This window comes from Chelatococcus sp. XZ-Ab1 (assembly GCF_029309855.1).
Classification (GTDB): Bacteria; Pseudomonadota; Alphaproteobacteria; order Rhizobiales; family Beijerinckiaceae; genus Chelatococcus_A; species Chelatococcus_A sambhunathii.
The window spans coordinates 113,556-132,254 of sequence record NZ_JARKII010000007.1 but is presented as its reverse complement, the minus strand read 5'-3'; the positions used below and the strand labels follow the sequence as shown (position 1 = coordinate 132,254).

Here is an 18,699-nt window from a genome sequence, read left to right as displayed (position 1 = left end):
ATACCGGATTCCCCCTCCCGCTGGGTCTTGTCTGGCGCTGGCAGCGCCGGCCCAGGCGAATCGCTCCCTCGTCCAAGGATCGCGCGCCCGCCCGGCCCTGTCCAGAGCGGGACGGGCGCACGTCGGCTGGCTCCGAGGCTTCAGCCTCAGGGACAGGGATTGCCCTGGCGCTGATGAATCGCATCGATGCGGGCCTCGACCTCCTCGGTGATCGTCACGTCGAGCGCATCGATGTCGGTCCGCAACTGCTCCATCGTCGTCGCGCCGATGATGGTCGACGTGACAAAGGGGCGGCTGGTGGCAAAGGCGATCGCCATCTGGGCCGGATCGAGACGGAGCTCTGCAGCCAGCGTAACATAGGCGTCGATTGCCTCGGCGGCGCCGGGCTTCTCGTAGCGCTGCAACCGGTCGAAGAGCTGCTTGCGGCTGCCCGGCGGCAAGGCACCGTCGCGGTACTTGCCGGTGAGATAGCCCTGCGCAAGCGGCGAATAAGCGAGAAGGCCGACGTTTTCGCGCATGGCGATCTCGGCGAGGCCGACCTCGAAGGTGCGGTTGACCAGCGAATAGGCGTTCTGGATTGACTGCACCCGCGGCAGACCCTTCACGGTTGCGTGATGAAGGAAGGTCATCGTGCCCCAGGCGCTCTCGTTGGAGAGGCCGATGTGGCGGACCTTACCCGCTTTCACGAGGTCCCCGAGCACGGCGAGAATCTCGTCGATCGGGTTCTCGGGCCCCTCGGCGGCGCGGAAGATGGTCGGGTTGGAGCCGAACTGGGTCACCGCCCGGTCCGGCCAGTGCAGCTGATAGAGGTCGATATAGTCGGTCTGAAGCCGCTTGAGACTCTTGTTCACCGCTTCTTCGATCTGCGCGCGGTTGAGCTCGCCCTTGCGCCTGCCGTCGCGGAACCAATCCATGTCGGTGCGGCCGACCACCTTGGTGGCGAGGATGATCTTGTCGCGGTTACCGCGCGCCTTGAACCAGGAGCCGATGATGCGCTCGGTGGCACCCTGCGTCTCGGCCTTGGGGGGAATGGGATAGAGCTCGGCTGTGTCGAAGAAGTTGATGCCGCGCTCGACGGCATAGTCCATCTGCGCATGGCCTTCAGCCTCGGTGTTCTGCTCGCCCCAGGTCATGGTGCCGAGGCACAGTTCGCTGACCATGAGATCGGTGCGGCCGAGTTTGCGGTAGTTCATAAGGCAGTCCTCATCGTGCGGCGCCATGCCGCCGCGTCTGGCCCTTGCAAGAGAAAGCGGCCGGTCAGCCGCGGGGAGGCAGGGAGGACACGAACCGCACGACCGTCGGCAGCATGCGCGCGACGATGCGTTTCACGCCCTCGGCATTGGGGTGCATTCCGTCTGGAAGGTTGAGGCCGGGGATGGCCGCCACCTCTTCGAGGAAGAAAGGATAGAACACAAGGCCGTGTCGCGCCGCAATATCCTTATAGATGGCATCGAAGCGGCGCCTGTAATCCTCGCCGAGGTTCGGCGCGGCCACCATGCCGACCAGCATCACGGGGATGTTGCGCGCCTTGAGCCGCGTGACGATCGCCTCCAGCGCCTCGCGCGTCACGTCGGGCGATACGCCGCGCAGCATGTCGTTGGCGCCGAGCGCCAGGATGACCGCATCGGTCCCCTCCGGCACCGACCAGTCGAGCCGCGCGAGGCCGCCCGATGCGGTGTCGCCGGAGACACCAGCATTAGCGATCTCGACCTCCATGCCCCGCTCGCGCAGGGCCTTCTCGAGAACGACGGGAAAGGCCGCGTCCTGCGGCAGGCCGTAGCCGGCCGTCAGACTGTCGCCGAGGGCGACGAGACGCAGCGGCTCGGCAAGCACGCCACCGGTCGCGGCAAGGACCAGCATCACATGAAGGAGAGCGAGCGGCAGGGTGCGACGAAGACGTTTGATCATCCCTGACAAGGTCCCATATGACGGGGTGTTCTCCCACCCCTCAGCCTCTACGGATCGATTGATGAACAGCGCGACGGATCTGGCCCCACCAGCCGATATGGTCATTTCCCTCGTGGATGTCCATTTGAGCCTCGGACGTGGCGCCGCGCGCGTGCACATCCTCAAAGGCGTATCGCTCGGCGTGCGGCGCGGCGAGGCCGTCGGCCTGGTCGGCCCGTCAGGCTCCGGCAAGTCCACCCTGCTCATGACCATGGCCGGGCTCGAGCGGCCGGACAGCGGCACCGTGACCGTCGCCGGCAAGGATCTCGCCCGGCTCGACGAAGACGCGCTCGCCCGCTTCCGCGGCCGCAACGTCGGCATCGTCTTCCAGTCCTTCCATCTCGTGCCAACCATGACGGCGCTCGAGAACGTCGCTCTGCCGCTCGAGCTCGCCGATGCGCCCGACGCCTTCGCCCGGGCCGAGGCGGAGCTTGCGGCCGTCGGGCTCGGCGAGCGGCTGCATCACTATCCATCCCAGCTCTCGGGCGGCGAGCAGCAGCGCGTCGCCATCGCCCGCGCCATCGTCGCCGACCCGGCCATCCTCGTCGCCGACGAGCCGACCGGCAACCTTGACGAGCGCACCGGGCGCGGCATCGTCGACCTTCTCTTCGCGCTCAAGCGCGACAGGGGTGCGACGCTGGTCCTTGTCACGCACGACATGGGCCTCGCGGAGCAGTGCGACCGTGTCGTGCGGCTGCGCTCCGGCACCGTCGTGCCGGACGACGCGCCCGTGAGCGCGTGAGGATGGCCATGCACGGTTTCGTCGGCGCCCCCGCATCACACCCCGCTCCACGTCTGCCGCTGGTGCCGCGCCTCGCCCTGCGGGAGCTGCGCGGCGGCCTGCGCGGCTTCGGCGTCTTCCTCGCCTGCATCGCGCTCGGCGTTGCGGCGATCGCGGGCGTCTCCTCCGTCTCCCGCAGTCTGACCGAAGGCCTCGCCGTGGAGGGGCGTCGTATCCTCGGCGGCGACCTCGCCTTCAGCCTCGTGCAGCGCGAGGCGAGCCTTGAGGAGCGCGCCTTCCTCGACGGCGCGGGGCGCGTCTCCGCCATCGCCACCCTGCGCGCCATGGCCATCGCGGATACAGGCGAATCCGCCCTCGTCGAGGTCAAGGCCGTCGACGGGGCCTATCCGATGATCGGGGCGGTGGAGAGCGAGCCGGCCGCATCGGTGCAAGAGCTTCTCGCCGAGCGCGACGGCACCTACGGGGCTCTCGTCGATCCGGTCCTGCTCGATCGCCTCGGCCTTGCGGTCGGCGACGTCGTCAGCCTCGGCAACGCCCGCGTCGCGCTCCGGGCGCGCCTCGTCTCGGAACCGGACAAGATCGCGGCCGGCGTCGGCTTCGGCCCGCGGCTCCTGATGTCGCAGGAGGGGCTCGCGGCGAGCGGCCTCGTGCAGCCCGGCAGCCTCGTGCGCTGGACCTACCGCGTGGCGTTGCCCGGCGCGAGCGGGGGCGAGCGCGCCCTGGAGCGCCTCGAAGCCGAGGCGCGGCAGCGCCTACCCGACGCCGGCTGGCAGATCCGCTCGCGCAACAACGCCTCGCCGCAGTTCGCCCGCAACATCGAGCGCTTCACGCAGTTCCTCACCCTGGTCGGCCTCACCGCCCTCATGGTCGGCGGAGTTGGCGTTGCCAATGCGGTGAACGCCTTTGTCGAACGCAAGCTGCATTCCATCGCCACGCTGAAGAGCCTCGGCGCGCCGGGCGGACAGGTAGTGGCCGTGTACCTGACCCAGGTCATGATCATTGCCGCTGTCGGCATCGCCATCGGGCTCGCCGTCGGCGCGGCGATGCCCTTCGCGGTGGCCCATGCGGCCAAAAGCCTGCTACCCCTGCCGCTGACGCCGGGGCTGGCCCCGCTCGAACTCGCCGTCGCCGCGCTCTACGGCTTTCTCACGGCGCTTGCCTTCGCGCTCGGCCCGCTCGGCCGGGCGCACGACGTGCCGGTCTCGGCCCTGTTCCGCGACGAGGTGGATCCTGCCGCGAAGGGGCCGCGCCTGCGCTACCGGCTCGCGAGCCTCGCTGCCGTCGCGGCGCTGGTGGCGGTCGCCGTCGTCTTCGCCTACGACCGGCGCGTCGCGCTCATCTTCATCGCCGCCGCAGCGGGTGCCTTCCTGCTGCTGAGGCTGGTCGCGCTCGGCCTCATGGCGCTCGCCCGCCGCCTGCCGCGCCCGCGCCGCACGGCGCCCCGCCTCGCGCTCGGCAATATTCACCGGCCGGGTGCGCTGACGCCTTCGCTCGTCCTCTCGCTCGGCCTCGGCGTGACGCTGCTCGTCGCACTCGCGATGATCGACGCCAATATCCGCGGACAGCTGACGCGCGCCCTGCCAGCCCAGGCGCCGAGCTTCTTCTTCCTCGACATCCAGAACGGCGAGGCCGACCGCTTCGAGGCCTTCCTAGCCCGCGAGGCGCCGCAGGGAACGGTCGAGCGGGTGCCCATGATGCGCGGCCGCGTCGTCTCGCTGAAGGGCATCCGGGCGAGCGACTACAAGGCGCCGGAAGAGGCCGCCTGGGTGCTGGAAGGTGATCGCGGCCTCACCTATGCCGCAAAGCCACCCGAGGGCTCGACCGTCGTTGTCGGCGAATGGTGGCCGGCCGATTACGCGGGCGAGCCGCTCGTCTCCTTCGATCGGGAGCTTGCGCAGGAACTCGACCTCACCGTTGGCGACCGACTCGTCGTCAACGTGCTCGGGCGCAACATCGAGGCCAGGATCGCCAACCTGCGCACAGTGGAATGGCGCACGCTCGGCATCAATTTCGTCATGGTGTTCTCGCCCAATACCTTCGCCGGCGCGCCGCATATGCATCTTGCCACGCTCACCGCGAACGGGGTGGGCAAGCGCGTCGACGAAGGTGCGGTGATGCGGGCGCTCGCCAAGGAATTCCCAATGGTGACGAGCGTGCGCGTGCGCGACGCGCTTGATGCCGTCAACGACGTCGTCAGCCAGCTCGCCATCGCCGTGCGCGCGGCGAGCTCGGTGGCGCTGGCGGCGAGCCTGCTGGTCCTCGGCGGAGCGCTGGCCGCCGGCCATCAGGCCCGGCTGCATGATGCCGTCGTCCTGAAGACGCTCGGAGCGACGCGCGCGCGGCTGATCGGCGCCTTCAGCCTCGAATATGGTGCGCTCGGCAGCGCGACCGCCTTCTTCGGCTTCATCGCCGGCACGATCAGCGCCTATGTCATCGTGACGCGCGTCATGCGCCTGTCATTCACCTTCGAGCCGGGCGGCGCGCTCGCCGCGGCGCTGCTTGCCATCGTCGTCACCATCGGCCTCGGGCTTGCCGGCACGTGGCGCATCCTCGGCCAGAAGCCGGCACCCTATCTGCGCAACCTTTGAGGCGCATGGCCGCGGAGGAAGTTCGTCCCCAAGCCCTCCGCCCGCGGCATTCTCCGGCGCCGCTTTCCCATGCGCGGCCACCGAATCAGCCTTGTAAGGCGGGCCTGTTGAGCCCATATTTCGGTACAAGTGCGGCCTTCGGCGCGCATCGTTGGCGTGATTTAGCTTCGAGAGGGAAAAATGTCCGATCTGAACCGCAACACCTATGCCTACGGCACGGGTGTCGCCCGGGCCGGGACCGCAGAGCTCGACCAGGGCCTGCGGGCCTTCATGCTGGGCGTTTACAACCACATGGTGCTGGGACTTGCCGTCACCGGTCTTGCTGCCCTAGGCACCTTCATGCTCGCAGTGACGAACGACCCGTCGGCAGCCGTGGCGCAGATGCGCGGCGGCATCATGCTGACGCAATTCGGCTACGCCATCTTCGCAAGCCCGCTGAAGTGGGTGGTGATGCTGGCGCCGCTTGCGGCTGTGTTCTTTCTCAGCTTCCGCATCGCCAGCATGCAGCCGGGTGCGGCGCGGGCACTGTTCCTCGTCTACGCGGGACTTGTCGGCCTGTCGCTGTCGTCGATCTTCCTCGTCTTCACGGGCGCGTCCATCGTGCGCGTGTTCTTCATCACGGCCGCCGCCTTCGGCGCACTGAGCCTCTACGGCTACACGACGAAGAAGAACCTCTCGGCGATGGGCTCCTTCCTGGTCATGGGCCTCTTCGGCCTCATCATCGCCATGCTGGTCAACCTGTTCCTGCAGTCGAGCGCCCTGCAGTTCGCCATCTCGGTGGTGGGTGTGCTCGTCTTCGCCGGCCTGACCGCCTGGGACACGCAGCGCATCAAGGAGATGTACTACGAGCTCGACGAGAGCGACGTTGCCGCCCGCAAGTCGATTCTCGGCGCGCTGATGCTGTACCTCGACTTCATCAACATGTTCGTCATGCTGCTGCAGCTTTTCGGCCAGTCGCGCGAATGAACGCGGCGACGGTCGCAAGCGACAAAGCCCCGGCTGCGCGTCGGGGCTTTCTTTTTGATGGTCGCTTCGGCGTCGCGGCGATCCGGCTCTAGCGGGCGACCAGTCGCACGGGCTTGTCGAGAACCTGTAGAACGCGGGTAAGATCGTGCCCGCGCTTCAGGATGCGTCCCGAGGCCGAGATGACGCTATAGGCGCCCTGTCGGCGGGCGAGTTGCGGATCCTTCTCGATACGGTAGAGGGGAACCTCGCTCGTTCGGCGAAAGACCGAGAACACCGCCCTGTCCTTCAGGAAGTCGAGCGCGTAGTCGCGCCATTCGCCGAGCGCCACCATCCGCCCGTAGACATTGAGGATCTCCCTGAGCTCGCGCGCATCAAACGAGACGACGTTGGCCGCGCGCGGCGCCGGGGACGAGATGTGGTGCCCGTGCGGTGGAGAAGGTTCCTCATCCTTTCGCCGCGGGGTGAAGGGCACAATGGCCGCTCCGCCCCCGGTGCGAAAGGGATCGGAAGAGGGATCGCTCGTCTCCGTTTCGCTCATGACCTCCGTCCGGCTCGGCGAGGAGAGCATGCGGGCCGCCTGCCTGCGTCATGCATCCGTCATGATGCGGCCGCCGCCGGGCCGGCGCAAGCCTCATCGCGGGCCTCAACCAGATCGCTGAGCGATGCAGGCAAATCTGAAAGAAAAACCACAATTTGGCCGCAGAGCCGTCAATCAGGCGCCCTAGTGCGGGGCGATAAAAAGCACGTTGCCTCGATGGTCCGGCGCTCGCCGCCCTGGATCTAGTCAGCCCCCCAGCCCCCCGGGGTGGACGAGATGCCGGACCACTCGGTTCCGTGTAAGAGTAACTAGGGCCGGTGTCCCCGCACCGGCCCTATTCTTTTGCCCGCCCCCGCCGCGAGGCGATTCGGCTGCGACGCCCGGTCCTAGAGAGCCTCTCGGCACGGAGGCCCTCAGCGTGCCTGGGCGTGATATTCGCGGTTCGGCCGCATGTCGGCGGCCGAAGCCATGCGATTCGACATGTTGAAGAAGGAAGCGACGGCGGCAATGTCCCAGATCGCCTTGTCGTCGAAGCCGGCATCGCGCAGCGCCTGCCGGTCCTCCTCGCCGATCTCGTGCGACCGTTCTGTCAGCTTCGCGGCGAAGTCCAGCATCACCCGCTGGCGCAGGGAGAGCTCCGCCGCGCGGTAGTTCATCACCATCATTTCGCCGAGGACCGGATCCCCCGAGAGCTGGCGCACCGCTGCCCCGTGCGCCGTCAGGCAGTAGTAGCAGCGGTTGATGCTCGAAACGACGACGGCGATCATCTCCCGCTCCAGCTTGCTGAGACCGGACGGCGCCAGCATCAGGTCGTTGTAGAAGGCGGCGAAAGCCTCGAGCTTGGCATTGTCGTGCGCATAGGCGGCAAGCACATTGGGCACGAAGCCGAGCTTCTCCTCGCATTTTGCGAAATAGGCCTGCATCGACGGCGACAATTCCCCCGGTGCCAGCGACAACGCCGTCGGCGCCGGCTCCGCGTCCTGGGGGGCCGGCTTCTCCTCGTGCCGATCGACTCTCGTCATGCGCGCATCTCCTCCCTCGTATTTCCCGCTGCCGCAATTGCCTGTGCGGCGTCCGGCCATGCCGAGAATGTCGGCCGCAAGGCTGCATTTGTCCACGACATGATCTAAGGAAGAGCAGCTTCGACGCTGTCGGGAGGACGATGATGGAGCTCGCTGCGGCCGACAAACGGGCCGGACTGGTAAAAGCCATTGAAGAAGCGCTCGATGCGATGGGTGAGGTCTTGCCACCCGGCTTCGTCGATCTCCTGATCGGACGCGCCGCCCTCGAGGATCTTGCCGACTATCCCGTGGCAAGCCTCGCCGCCCTGGCCGTCGCGTCCTACCGGCACCTGACCGAGCCGCGCCCGGCCGGCCGGCATGACGTGCGCCTCATCGACCACGAGATCGAGCGCGATGGCCATCGCCGCGACATCACGGTCGTCGAGGTCATCAACGACAACATGCCGTTCCTCCTCGATTCGACACTCGCCGAGATCGTCGATCAGGGATACGAGCCCTATCTCGTCACCCACCCGATCCTCGCCGTGGAGCGTGGCGAAGACGGCGCCTTCCTGCGCTTTGCCGGCGAGGCAGCAGCCGGGGCACCACGCGGTGCGCGGCGCGAGAGCCTCATCCATATCCACCTGCCGCGAATCGACGACGAGGCGGTGCGCCTCAGGCTCACCCAGGGGCTCGAGTCGGTCTACACCGACGTCGAGCGGGCGGTGCGCGACTGGAGCGCCATGCGGGGGCGCCTCGCCGGCGCCGCCGAGGCCTACAAGATCAATCCGCCGCCCCTGCCGGCGGAGGAGGTCGCAGAGGCGGTCCGCTTCCTCGAGTGGATCGCGGCGGACAATTTCACCATTCTCGGCGTCCGGGAATATGGCTTCGCCGGCGGCGACGCGGCGGGCTCGGCACCGATCGAGGGCACCGGGCTCGGCATCCTGCGCGATCCGGAGGTACGCGTGCTGCGCCGCGGGCGCGAACTCGTCGTCATGAGCCCCGAGATCACGGCCTTCCTCGCCCGGCCGGTGGCGCTCATCATCACCAAGGCAAACGTCAAGAGCCGTGTGCACCGCCGAGCCCATCTCGACTACATCGGCGTGAAGCTGTTCTCGGAAGAGGGCGAACTCGCCGGCGAGTTGCGCATCGTCGGGCTCTTCACCGCCAACGCCTATACCGGCTCGACCCGTACCATCCCCTACCTCAGGCACAAGGTGGCGCAGGTCATCCAGCGCGCCGGCTTCGACCCGGCGAGCTATTCCGGCCGGGCGCTCATGCATGTCCTCGAGGACTATCCGCGCGACGAACTGTTCCAGGTCGACATCGAGACACTCTACCGCTTCTCGCTCGACATCCTGCACCTGACCGAGCGCCCGCGCGTGCGCGCTCTTGCCCGGCTCGACGAATTCGACCGTTTCGTCTCCGTGCTCGTCTTCATCCCGAAGGAGCGCTACGACACGTCCGTGCGTCGGCGGGTGGGCGAGTTCCTCGCCGCCACCTACCAGGGGCGCGTCTCCGCCGCCTATCCGAGCTATCCGGAAGGCCCGCTGGCGCGCACGCACTACATCATCGGCCGCGACGAGGGCAAGACGCCGGACGTCAGCCGCGAAACCCTGGAAGCCGGTATCACGGCCATCGTGCGCACCTGGGCCGACGCTTTGCGCAGCGCGCTCGAGAACACCGTCGGCGGCTACAAGGCGCGCGTCGCAGCGCAGCGCTATGCGGAGGCCTTCAGCGCCGCCTACCGCGAAGCCTTTGCCGGCGAGGCGGTGCTGAAGGATATTGGCATTCTTGAGCGCCTGTCGAACCGGCGGCCGCGTGCGGTCGACCTCTACCGGCGTGAGGGCGATGGCGAGGAACGGGCCAATCTCAAGGTTTTCGCCCGTGGTGCTCCGATGCCCCTGTCGCAGCGCGTGCCGATGCTGGAGCGGTTCGGCTTCCGGGTCGTCAACGAGCGCACCTATCGCGTCCTGCCGGACGGCGAGCCCAAGAGCGCCCAGGTATGGCTGCACGACATGGCGCTGGAGCGCAGCGCCGGCGGCCCGATCGACATCGACGCCCTGCAGCGTCCGCTAGAAGCCGCTCTCATGGCCGTCTTCCGCGACGCGGCCGAATCGGACGGCTTCAATGCGCTTGTCCTGGAGGCCGGGGCCAACTGGCGCGACGTCGCCATGCTGCGCGCCTTCGGCCGTTACATGCAGCAGATCGGTGTTCCCTACGACCAAGACTACATCGCCGCCGCGCTCGCGCGCCAGCCGCAGATCGCGCTCGCGCTCATCCGCCTGTTCTACGCTCGCTTCGACCCGCGCGGCGACGAGGCGACGCGCGCCGAGGTTTGCGCGGCCGAGCGGACCAGAATCGAGGAGATGCTGGCCGCGGTCACGAGCCTCGACGACGATCGCATCCTGCGCCGCTTCGTCAACCTGATCGAGGCGGCAGTCCGCACCAGCTTCTTCCAACTGGGGCCGGATGGGCAGACGCGCGACCCCATCGCCTTCAAGTTCGAATGCGCCCGCGTCGAAGGCCTGCCACTGCCGCGCCCGCTCTACGAGATCTTCGTCTACAGCCCGCGGGTCGAGGGCGTGCACTTGCGCTTCGGCAAGGTGGCGCGTGGCGGCCTGCGCTGGTCCGACCGGCCGCAGGACTTCCGCACCGAGGTGCTCGGCCTCGTCAAGGCACAGCAGGTGAAGAACGCCGTGATCGTACCGGTCGGGGCCAAGGGCGGCTTCGTGCCCAAGCGCCTTCCGCCGGCGAGCGACCGGCAGGCATGGCTCGCCGAAGGCACGGAGGCCTACAAGATCTTCGTCGGCACCTTGCTCGACCTCACCGACAATCTCGACGGCGAAACCGTCGTGCCACCGGCCGACACCGTACGCCACGACGGCGACGACCCCTATCTCGTGGTTGCCGCCGACAAGGGCACGGCCACTTTTTCCGACATCGCCAACAGCCTCTCGGAAGCCCACCACCACTGGCTGGGCGACGCCTTCGCCTCCGGCGGCAGCCATGGCTACGACCACAAGGGCATGGGCATCACCGCCCGGGGTGCATGGGAAGCTGTGAAGCGCCACTTCCGCGAGATGGATGTCGACATCCAGAGCGAGCCCGTCAGGGTCGTCGGCGTCGGTGACATGTCGGGCGACGTCTTCGGCAACGGCATGCTACTGTCGCGGGCGCTCAAGGTGGTCGCCGCCTTCGACCACCGCGACATCTTCATCGATCCCGATCCCGATCCGGCCGTCTCCTGGGCCGAGCGCAAGCGGCTGTTCGATCTGCCGCGCTCGAGCTGGCAGGACTACGACAAGAGCCTGATCTCGGAAGGCGGCGGCGTCTTCTCCCGTTCTCTCAAGGCCATCCCGCTGTCGCCGCAGATGCGTGCTCTCCTTGATCTCGACAAGGAGACGGCAACTCCGAGCGAGGTGATGAATGCCATTCTCAAGGCCCGCGTCGACCTGCTCTGGTTCGGCGGAATCGGCACCTACGTATGCTCGCAGGAGGAGGACAGCGAGGACGTCGGCGACCGTGCCAACGATACCATCCGCATCACGGGCGGCGAGATCCGCGCCCGCGTCGTCGGCGAGGGTGCCAATCTCGGCTGCACCCAGCGCGGACGCATCGAGGCGGCGCGGCGCGGCGTCCGGCTCAACACCGACGCCATCGACAATTCCGCCGGCGTCAACACCTCGGACGTCGAGGTCAACATCAAGATCGCGCTCAGCCAGCCCGAGCGCGACGGCCGCCTGACGCGCGCGGCGCGCAACGCCCTTCTCGCCGAGATGACCGACGAGGTGGGAGCGCTCGTGCTGCGCAACAACTATCTGCAGACGCTCGCCCTCTCGCTGGCCGAGCGGCATGGAGCGGGCGAGATCGGCTTTGCGCGCCGCCTGATGCAGGTGCTCGAACAGCATGGCCGGCTCGACCGCACGGTCGAGAACCTGCCGGACGATGCGAGCCTTGCCGAGCGCGAGCAGCGTGGCGAGGGCCTGACACGGCCCGAACTTGCCGTGCTTCTCGCCTATGCCAAGCTCGCCCTGCACGATGCCCTGCTCGACAGCGCCGTGCCGGACGAACCCTATCTCGCCCGCGAGCTGGCGCGCTACATGCCCGGACCGGTGCGCGAGCGTTTCCCCGACGCGGTGGAAAGCCATCGTCTGCGGCGCGAGATCATCGCCACCCAACTCGCCAACGCCATCGTCAACCGCGGCGGGCCGACCATCGTGACGAAGCTCGTCGACCAGACGGGCGCCGACGCGCCGGCCATTGCCATGGCCTATGCGGCGACGCGCGACGCCTTTGGCCTCACCGAGCTCAACGCAGCCATCGACGCCCTCGACGGCAAGATCAGCGGAGCGCTGCAGCTCAGGCTCTACGGCGAATTGCAGGACATGCTGATCGGCCAACTCGCCTGGTTCATCCGCAATGTCGACCTTGCCGGCGAGGATCTCGATGCTGTCGTTGCGCGCTATCGCGACGGGCTGGGCGAGATCGCGGCCTGTCTCGACGCCATCCTGCCCGCTTCGGCGCGGGAGGGGCTCAGGGAGCGCGCCGAGGCGCTCGTGGCCCAGGACGTGCCTGAGGATCTCGCAGGACGCCTCGCCGCCCTGCCCGTTCTCGCGGAAGGCCCCGACATCGTCCGGGTCGCCACCCTGGCCGATCGGCCGGTGCGCGACGTGGCCGCCACCCATTTCGCCGTGGAGGGGATCTTCCGGCTCGGGGCGCTCGCCGCACAGGGACGGGAGATCAAGGTCGCCGACTACTATGACCGCCTGGCGCTCGACCGGGCCATCGACGGCCTGTCCGACGCCCACCGCCGCCTGACGGCGGAGATCGTCGCCGACGGCGCGGGACCGCAAGCTGTCGAGGCCTGGGAGGAGCGACGCGGCAGCGAGGTCACACGCATCCGCAGCACCGTCGAGACCATTGCCGCCTCCGGGCTGACGCTGTCGAAGCTGACGGTGGCGGCGAGCCTGCTCGGTGACCTCGCTCGTGGCTGAGCCGGATCATGACGTCGGCGGCTCCGCGCCGCCGGTGTTCGATGCGGTCTTTCGCGCCCGCTTCGCAGAACTCGTCGCCTGGCGGCGCGACGTGCGCCGTTTCCTCCCGAAGCCCGTCGACAGGGACACGATCGGGGCGCTCCTCGCGCTGGCCGCGCAGGCACCTTCCGTCGGCAATGCGCAGCCGTGGCGCTTCGTCATGGTCGACGACCCATCCCGGCGCGCGGCGGTGCGCAGCAACTTCGAGCGCTGCAACGCCGAAGCCCTCCTGGACTACGCCGGCGAGCGGGCGCAGCTCTACACCCGGCTGAAACTGGAAGGGCTCGCGGAGGCACCCGTGCACATCGCCGCCTTCTGCGACGAGCGCGCCGATACCGGCCACGGCCTCGGCCGGCGCACCATGCCCGAGACGCTCCACTATTCCGTCGTCACCGCGATCCATACCTTCTGGCTCGCGGCGCGGACAGCCGGGCTCGGCGTCGGCTGGATCTCGATCCTCGATCCCGGCGAGCTGGCGGCGGCGCTCGAAGTGCCGGCACACTGGCGCTTCATCGGCTATCTGTGCGTCGGCTATCCTTGCGAGGAACACCTTGATCCCGAACTCGTGCGCCACGGCTGGCAGGACCGGCTGGCGCCCGACAGCACCATCCTGGAGCGCTGATGACCGCCGTGACGACCGACGCGCCGCCCGAGTCGAGCCTTGCCGGGGCCTATCCGCCCCGGCGCTCGGTTGTCGCCTGGCTCTTCTTCGACTGGGCCTGCCAGCCCTTCTTCACGCTGATCACGACCTTCGTGTTCGCGCCCTATTTCGCCGCGCGCCTCGCCGCCAACCCGGCCGAGGGGCAGGCGCTGTGGGGCTATGCGACGGGCCTTGCGGGGCTCACCATCGCCCTTGCGTCCCCCGTGCTTGGGGCGATTGCCGATGCGAGCGGGCCGAAGAAGCCCTGGATCGCCGCCTTCGGCGCCATGATGGCGCTCGCCAGCGCAGCCCTTTGGTGGGCCGCGCCGGGCGTGCCCTTCGCCGTACCGCTCGCTCTCGTCGCCTTCGCCATCGGTACCATCGGGGCGGAATTTGCGACGGTCTTCAACAATTCCATGATGCCGCGCCTCGTCCCGCCGGAGAAGCTCGGGCGCCTGTCCGGCACCGGCTGGGCTACCGGCTATGTCGGCGGGCTCATCTCGCTCGTCGTCACGCTCGGCTTGCTCGCCGGAAGCCCAGAAACCGGGCGCACGCTCATGGGCCTCGTCCCACTCTTTGGCCTCGATCCTGTGACCGCCGCAGGGGACCGGGCGGCAGGGCCGCTGACCGCGCTGTGGTTCGTCGTCTTCGTCATGCCCATGTTCCTGCTGACGCCGGACGTACCGGCGACGGGAGCCTCCCTTCGCGAAGCGGCCGGACGGGGTGTGCGCGCGCTCGCCAACACCATTGCCCACGCGCGGCGGCACGGCGCGGTGATGCGCTTCCTCCTTGCCAACATGGTCTACCAGGACGGGCTGGTGGCCCTGTTCGCCTTTGGCGGCATCTATGCGGCCGGCGTCTTCGGCTGGGGCACCATCGAAATCGGCATCTTCGGCATCCTGCTGACGATCACCGGCACCATCGGCGCCTTCGTCGGCGGGCGCCTCGACGACGCCATCGGCTCGAAGCCGGTCATCCTCGGCGCGCTCGGCGTCCTCATCACCTGCTGCATCGGTATCCTCTCGCTATCGAGCGACCGCGTCCTCTTCATCGTGCCGGCGGAGCCACCGCAGCCGGCGGATGGGCTCTATGCCAGCCTGCCTGAGAAGGTCTATCTCGGGCTCGGGCTCCTCATCGGCCTCGTCGCGGGACCCATGCAGGCCGCGTCGCGCAGCCTCCTCGTGCGCCTCGCGCCGGAAGGCCGGGCCGGCGAGTTCTTCGGCCTCTTCGCCCTGTCGGGCAAGGTCACGTCCTTCCTTGCGCCGACCATGGTCGCCGTCGCCACGCAGGCGAGCGGCACGCAGACAGCAGGGCTCGCGGTTCTCGTCCTCTTCTTCGGCTCGGGGGCCGTGATCCTCGCCGGCGTCAACCAGCGGACGTAACCGGCCGTTCACCCTCGTGGCCGAAAGCCGGTTTCCGGCAAGAAGCCGTTCATCGCCGTGAGGCTTCAATCGCCGCCGACGTTCGCGAAAAGACGAACAGGGTGGCGACGATGAAGATTGTGATGGCGGCGGGCGCGGCCTCGGTCGCGCTCGCCCTCCTGGCAGTGCCGGCAAAGAGCCGGGAGATCGTCTCCTTCTCCGGCTATGCGCCGGGCACGGTGGTGGTGCGCACCAAAGAGCGCCGGCTCTATTTCGTCGCCCGCGAGGGCGTCGCGCTGCGCTATCGTGTCGCCGTGGGCAGGCCGGGCAAGCAATGGCGCGGCATTACCCATATCGACGGCAAATACGTGCGGCCGGCCTGGTCGCCACCGGCCGAGGTCAAGCGCGACAACCCGCACCTGCCGGACGTCATCCCCGGTGGCGTGCCACAGAACCCGATGGGCGAGCGGGCCCTGACGCTGATGGGCGACGAATATGCCATCCACGGTACCAACCGGCCCGACTCCATCGGCCGGTTCGCCTCCTACGGCTGTATCCGCATGCACAACACCGATATCGTCGACCTTTTCGACCGCGTCACCGTCGGCACGCCGGTGGTCGTGCTGCCGTAGCGGGCCGGACGTCGGCGAGGCCCCCCGCGCAGGCGACGCTCTTCGTCCCGTTTCCTCCCCCTCCATCCCCGCGCTCGTCGCGGACGTCGACGCCGGCGACGCCGGCGCTAGGCTGAAAGGCGTGGATGGCCAGGACGGGTGGGGAGGTCGCATTCCGCTCGCGCTCGATGCGTTCGGGCAACGCGTGCGCTTGCGGCAGCCTTACCGGTAAAGGTCCTCGCGCGTCGGCGGCAGGCCCGAGGGGCCCTTGGCGCGGCGGGAGGCGAGCGTCTGGAAGATGCCGATGGTGCCGCGCTCGAAGCCAAGCGAGACGCCGGCAAGGTAGAGCAGCCACAGCCGCGTCTTCGCTGCTCCCACCTCGCGCTCGGCTGCCTCGCGGTTGGCGTAGAGGCGTTCGCACCACAGCCGCGTGGTACGCGCATAATGCTCCCGCCAGGCCTCGACGTCATGCACCTCGAAGCCATAGCGCTCGAGGCTCGTCACCGAGCCGCCGATGTGATCGAGCTCCGAGCCCGGGAAGATGTAGTTGACGATGGCTGCATATTCCGGCCGCTTCCTGCGGAAGGCGCGGGCCGACTTCTTGGCCGGGCGGGTGATGGCGTGGTTGAGCAGGAGGCCGCGCGGGCGCAGGAGTTCGCGCATCTTGGTGAAATAGGCACCGTGGTTGTCGAGCCCCACATGCTCGAACATGCCGATGGAAGCGATCTTGTCGAAGCTGCCGGTGAGCTCGCGATAGTCTTTCAATTCCACCGTCACCCGGTCCTGAAGGCCGAGGCGGGCGATCTTCTCCTTCGCGAAGGCGAGTTGTGCCTCGCTCAGCGTCACGCCGTGCGCCGTGACGCCGTAATGCTGCGCCGCGTGGCAGACGAGGCCGCCCCAGCCGCAGCCGATGTCGAGGAAGCGCTCGCCTTCCTTCAGCCGCAGCTTGCGGCAGATCATGTCGAGCTTGGCCTTCTGCGCCTCCTCGATGCCGACGTCCCAGCGCGGGAAATAGGCGCAGGAATATTGCATCTCGGGATCGAGGAAGAGGCCGTAGAAGGCGTTCGACAGGTCGTAGTGGAACTGCACGAGGGCCTTGTTGTCGCGGCCGGCGGCGTCCTTGTCGACCTGGGCGCCCTGATAGGCATGGCTGCCGGCCGGCTTCTGCGCCCGGCCGAAGAGGAACGGCAGCAGGGAGCGAACGAGCAGCCCCTTGTCGAGCCGCTTCAGGAGGCCCTTGGTATTGGCCTCGCCGCGACGCGCCGCGACGTCGAGCAGCGTACCGCCGTGCAGGTCGATGTCGCCGGCGGCCAGAAGCTCGACCAGCGTCGTCAGCCGGGGCGAGCGCACGAGGCGGGTCACGGCCTCCGGCGCCGCAATGGAGAAGACGAGATCGCCGTTCGCCTTGGGCCCGAGCGGGATCGTCTCACCGTTCCACAGCCTGACGGAGAGGTCGGCGCCCAGCCTGTCACCGACGTGCCGCAGCAGTCGCCGCGCGGCATCGAGCCGCTTGTCCACCCCTTCAGCCTCGCGCGTCACCATGCCGTCCCCTCATTACCCGAGTCGGCGCACGTTATAGCCTTTGCGCGGAAAGTGAATCACGCTTCGCCGCCAGAACGAATTTTCAGGACGAATTTTCGGGGCGAGTTTCCGAGACGAATTTCCTCTGGCGGCGGGCTTGCCCCGCCCGGCGCAAACGCCGTAGTCTTCCGTCTCTCCCCTGACATTGCTCACCCCGGCGCGGCGCCGCCGTGGCGCGCGTGCGCGCCTTTTCCCCTCTCATCCATGAGGACTGCCATGGCGAACGACGCCACCGATCGCTTCTTCGTGCTCACCGGCGGGCCCGGCTCCGGCAAGACGACCCTGCTTGCCGCGCTCGCGGCGGCGGGCCATACGGTCTCGCCCGAAGCCGGCCGCGCCATCATCCGCAACCAGCAGGCGATCGGCGGGCCGGCCCTGCCGTCCGCAGACCCGGCGCTCTATGCCGAGCTCATGCTGGCGCACGACCTCGCCGCCCATCGCCGCCATCTGAACGGGGATGGCCGGGTCTTCTTCGACCGCGGCATCCCGGACATCGCAGGCTATCTCGACCTCGTCGGCCTCGCCCGGCCGGCGCATCTCGAGCGAGCCATCGCATGCTGCCGCTACAATAGGCGCGTCTTCATCTGCCCGCCCTGGCCGGAGATCTTCACGCAGGATGCGGAGCGGCGGCAGACGCTGGAGGAAGCCGAGCGCACCCATGCCGCCATGGTCAGGATCTATGACGAGACGGGCTACGACCTCATTGAGGTACCGCGGCTGCCGACCGCGGAGCGAGCTGCTTTCATCCTTGCCTCATCGGCGTGACGGGCGCGTCGCGGTGCTGCGCCTGTCCGTTGCACCACGAATCGCGGCGCCCGCCCGCATAGGCGCGGGCATGGCCTGCCTCGCGCAGCAGAGCTCCGACATCCTGATCCTTGGCATCGAAGACGCGGGCGACAACGCGGCCGAAATACTTGTCGGGCTGCACCTGCGACAAAACGATGCCGCCGTCACGGACAAGCCGCGCCAGCGCTTCGTGCGCGGCCTGCGCGGCACGTCGCTCCTCCCGGCAGCGGCCCGCCCGCTCGGGCGCGTCCAGACCCGCGATACGAACCTTCGTCCGGATCTCGTGACCCGGCCACACGGCGACGCGCGCCTCGATCGTATCGCCATCCACAACGCGCAGAACCTCGGCGGCGAACGTACCGCGCTGCGCCACGCCGCGCACAGACACCGCGGCCGGGATCTCGGAACGCTCCACCCCCTGACCGACAAGGGCAGCCGTTCCAATTCCCGCAGCGAAAGCAAGCAGAGGGATCGGAGCCGGATATCGCATCCATCTCTTATAGCGTTTCATGCCCGATATGGGAAGACAGTCTCTTTATAGGTGTCCTGTCTTATATCGGGAGTGACGCGCGGATCAGAAGTCGGTAGCGATGCCCTTGCGCTCCCAGTCGCTGTACCGCACCGGCTCCGGTCCATCGCGACCGTTGACCTCGCGCTGACGCGCCAGGTCGCGTGTGCGGGCATCGATCTCGGAGCGGCGCGCCGCCGCCTCCTCAAGCGCCCGGCGCGCGGCCGGGCTCAGGACCTTGCCCGGCGCCGCCCCGGGCGGGGTCTCGCTCGCCGGGACCCCGGCCGGCTTGATCCTTTCCATCGCCATTCTCCACGCAATCGCGGGGCCCCGCGCCGCATGTCCTGCGACGTCCTCTTGCGGCGCCGGCCGCCCTTCCCCCACATATAGGGGG

General features: G+C 68.3%; 15 protein-coding genes. 8 read left to right on the top strand and 7 right to left on the bottom strand.

Annotated features, from left to right (window positions below; genetic code table 11):
- Window positions 1–146: 146 nt before the first annotated feature.
- Together P2T65_RS12090 and P2T65_RS12085 are read right to left on the bottom strand one after the other, a co-directional pair.
- The gene (locus tag P2T65_RS12090; protein ID WP_276199858.1) at window positions 147–1,193 is read right to left on the bottom strand and encodes an aldo/keto reductase; all 1,047 of its coding nucleotides are present in this window, start codon (window positions 1,191–1,193) and stop codon (window positions 147–149) included.
- A 64-nt stretch (window positions 1,194–1,257) separates the two neighbouring features.
- On the bottom strand, window positions 1,258–1,860 hold the full coding sequence (locus tag P2T65_RS12085) for an arylesterase (RefSeq protein ID WP_245280553.1): 603 nt from the start codon (window positions 1,858–1,860) through the stop codon (window positions 1,258–1,260).
- A 109-nt stretch (window positions 1,861–1,969) separates the two neighbouring features.
- Between P2T65_RS12085 and P2T65_RS12080 the strand changes: the two genes are divergently transcribed.
- The 3 genes from P2T65_RS12080 (at window position 1,970) to P2T65_RS12070 (ending at window position 6,243) form a co-directional block, all read left to right on the top strand.
- A complete protein-coding gene (locus tag P2T65_RS12080) occupies window positions 1,970–2,689 on the top strand; it encodes an ABC transporter ATP-binding protein (protein WP_055459805.1) in 720 nt (239 codons plus the stop codon).
- Window positions 2,690–2,697: 8 nt separating this feature from the next.
- Window positions 2,698–5,277 (top strand): FtsX-like permease family protein, encoded by a 2,580-nt coding sequence (locus tag P2T65_RS12075; RefSeq protein ID WP_276199857.1) that lies wholly within the window; start codon window positions 2,698–2,700, stop codon window positions 5,275–5,277.
- 180 nt (window positions 5,278–5,457) lie between these two features.
- Entirely contained in the window at window positions 5,458–6,243 is a 786-nt protein-coding gene (locus tag P2T65_RS12070) for a Bax inhibitor-1/YccA family protein (RefSeq protein ID WP_055459806.1), read from the top strand.
- 88 nt (window positions 6,244–6,331) lie between these two features.
- On the opposite strand, the gene P2T65_RS12065 is transcribed toward P2T65_RS12070, so the two are convergent.
- A complete protein-coding gene (locus tag P2T65_RS12065) occupies window positions 6,332–6,781 on the bottom strand; it encodes a DUF2794 domain-containing protein (protein ID WP_186438016.1) in 450 nt (149 codons plus the stop codon).
- A 413-nt stretch (window positions 6,782–7,194) separates the two neighbouring features.
- Complete coding sequence (locus P2T65_RS12060) at window positions 7,195–7,803, bottom strand: peroxidase-related enzyme (RefSeq protein ID WP_276199856.1); 609 nt, start codon at window positions 7,801–7,803, stop codon at window positions 7,195–7,197.
- Window positions 7,804–7,943: 140 nt separating this feature from the next.
- On the opposite strand from P2T65_RS12060, the gene P2T65_RS12055 reads away from it, so the two are divergent.
- The 4 genes from P2T65_RS12055 (at window position 7,944) to P2T65_RS12040 (ending at window position 15,451) form a co-directional block, all read left to right on the top strand.
- On the top strand, window positions 7,944–12,779 hold the full coding sequence (locus P2T65_RS12055; RefSeq protein ID WP_276199855.1) for an NAD-glutamate dehydrogenase: 4,836 nt from the start codon (window positions 7,944–7,946) through the stop codon (window positions 12,777–12,779).
- Window positions 12,760–13,440: a 5,6-dimethylbenzimidazole synthase gene (gene bluB, locus P2T65_RS12050; protein ID WP_276199854.1), complete on the top strand. Its 681-nt coding sequence runs from the start codon at window positions 12,760–12,762 to the stop codon at window positions 13,438–13,440. The genes P2T65_RS12055 and bluB overlap by 20 nt, the downstream gene beginning before the upstream one ends.
- On the top strand, window positions 13,440–14,840 hold the full coding sequence (locus tag P2T65_RS12045; RefSeq protein ID WP_276199853.1) for an MFS transporter: 1,401 nt from the start codon (window positions 13,440–13,442) through the stop codon (window positions 14,838–14,840). The genes bluB and P2T65_RS12045 overlap by 1 nt, the downstream gene beginning before the upstream one ends.
- Before the next feature lie 110 nt (window positions 14,841–14,950).
- Entirely contained in the window at window positions 14,951–15,451 is a 501-nt protein-coding gene (locus P2T65_RS12040) for a L,D-transpeptidase (protein ID WP_276199852.1), read from the top strand.
- A gap of 201 nt (window positions 15,452–15,652) precedes the next feature.
- On the opposite strand, the gene P2T65_RS12035 is transcribed toward P2T65_RS12040, so the two are convergent.
- A complete protein-coding gene (locus P2T65_RS12035) occupies window positions 15,653–16,972 on the bottom strand; it encodes a cyclopropane-fatty-acyl-phospholipid synthase family protein (protein ID WP_276199851.1) in 1,320 nt (439 codons plus the stop codon).
- 255 nt (window positions 16,973–17,227) lie between these two features.
- Here P2T65_RS12035 and P2T65_RS12030 point away from each other — a divergent pair, with 255 nt between their 5' ends.
- Window positions 17,228–17,776 carry an AAA family ATPase gene (locus P2T65_RS12030; protein ID WP_055459811.1) on the top strand — a complete coding sequence of 183 codons (549 nt, stop codon included), beginning with the start codon at window positions 17,228–17,230 and terminating at the stop codon, window positions 17,774–17,776.
- Here the strand turns inward: P2T65_RS12030 and P2T65_RS12025 are convergent.
- The gene (locus tag P2T65_RS12025) at window positions 17,754–18,308 is read right to left on the bottom strand and encodes a thermonuclease family protein (protein ID WP_276199850.1); all 555 of its coding nucleotides are present in this window, start codon (window positions 18,306–18,308) and stop codon (window positions 17,754–17,756) included. The genes P2T65_RS12030 and P2T65_RS12025 overlap by 23 nt on opposite strands.
- Window positions 18,309–18,371: 63 nt before the next feature.
- Window positions 18,372–18,608, bottom strand: a complete 237-nt coding sequence (locus P2T65_RS12020; RefSeq protein WP_055459813.1) for a DUF1674 domain-containing protein — start codon at window positions 18,606–18,608, stop codon at window positions 18,372–18,374.
- Window positions 18,609–18,699: the final 91 nt, after the last annotated feature.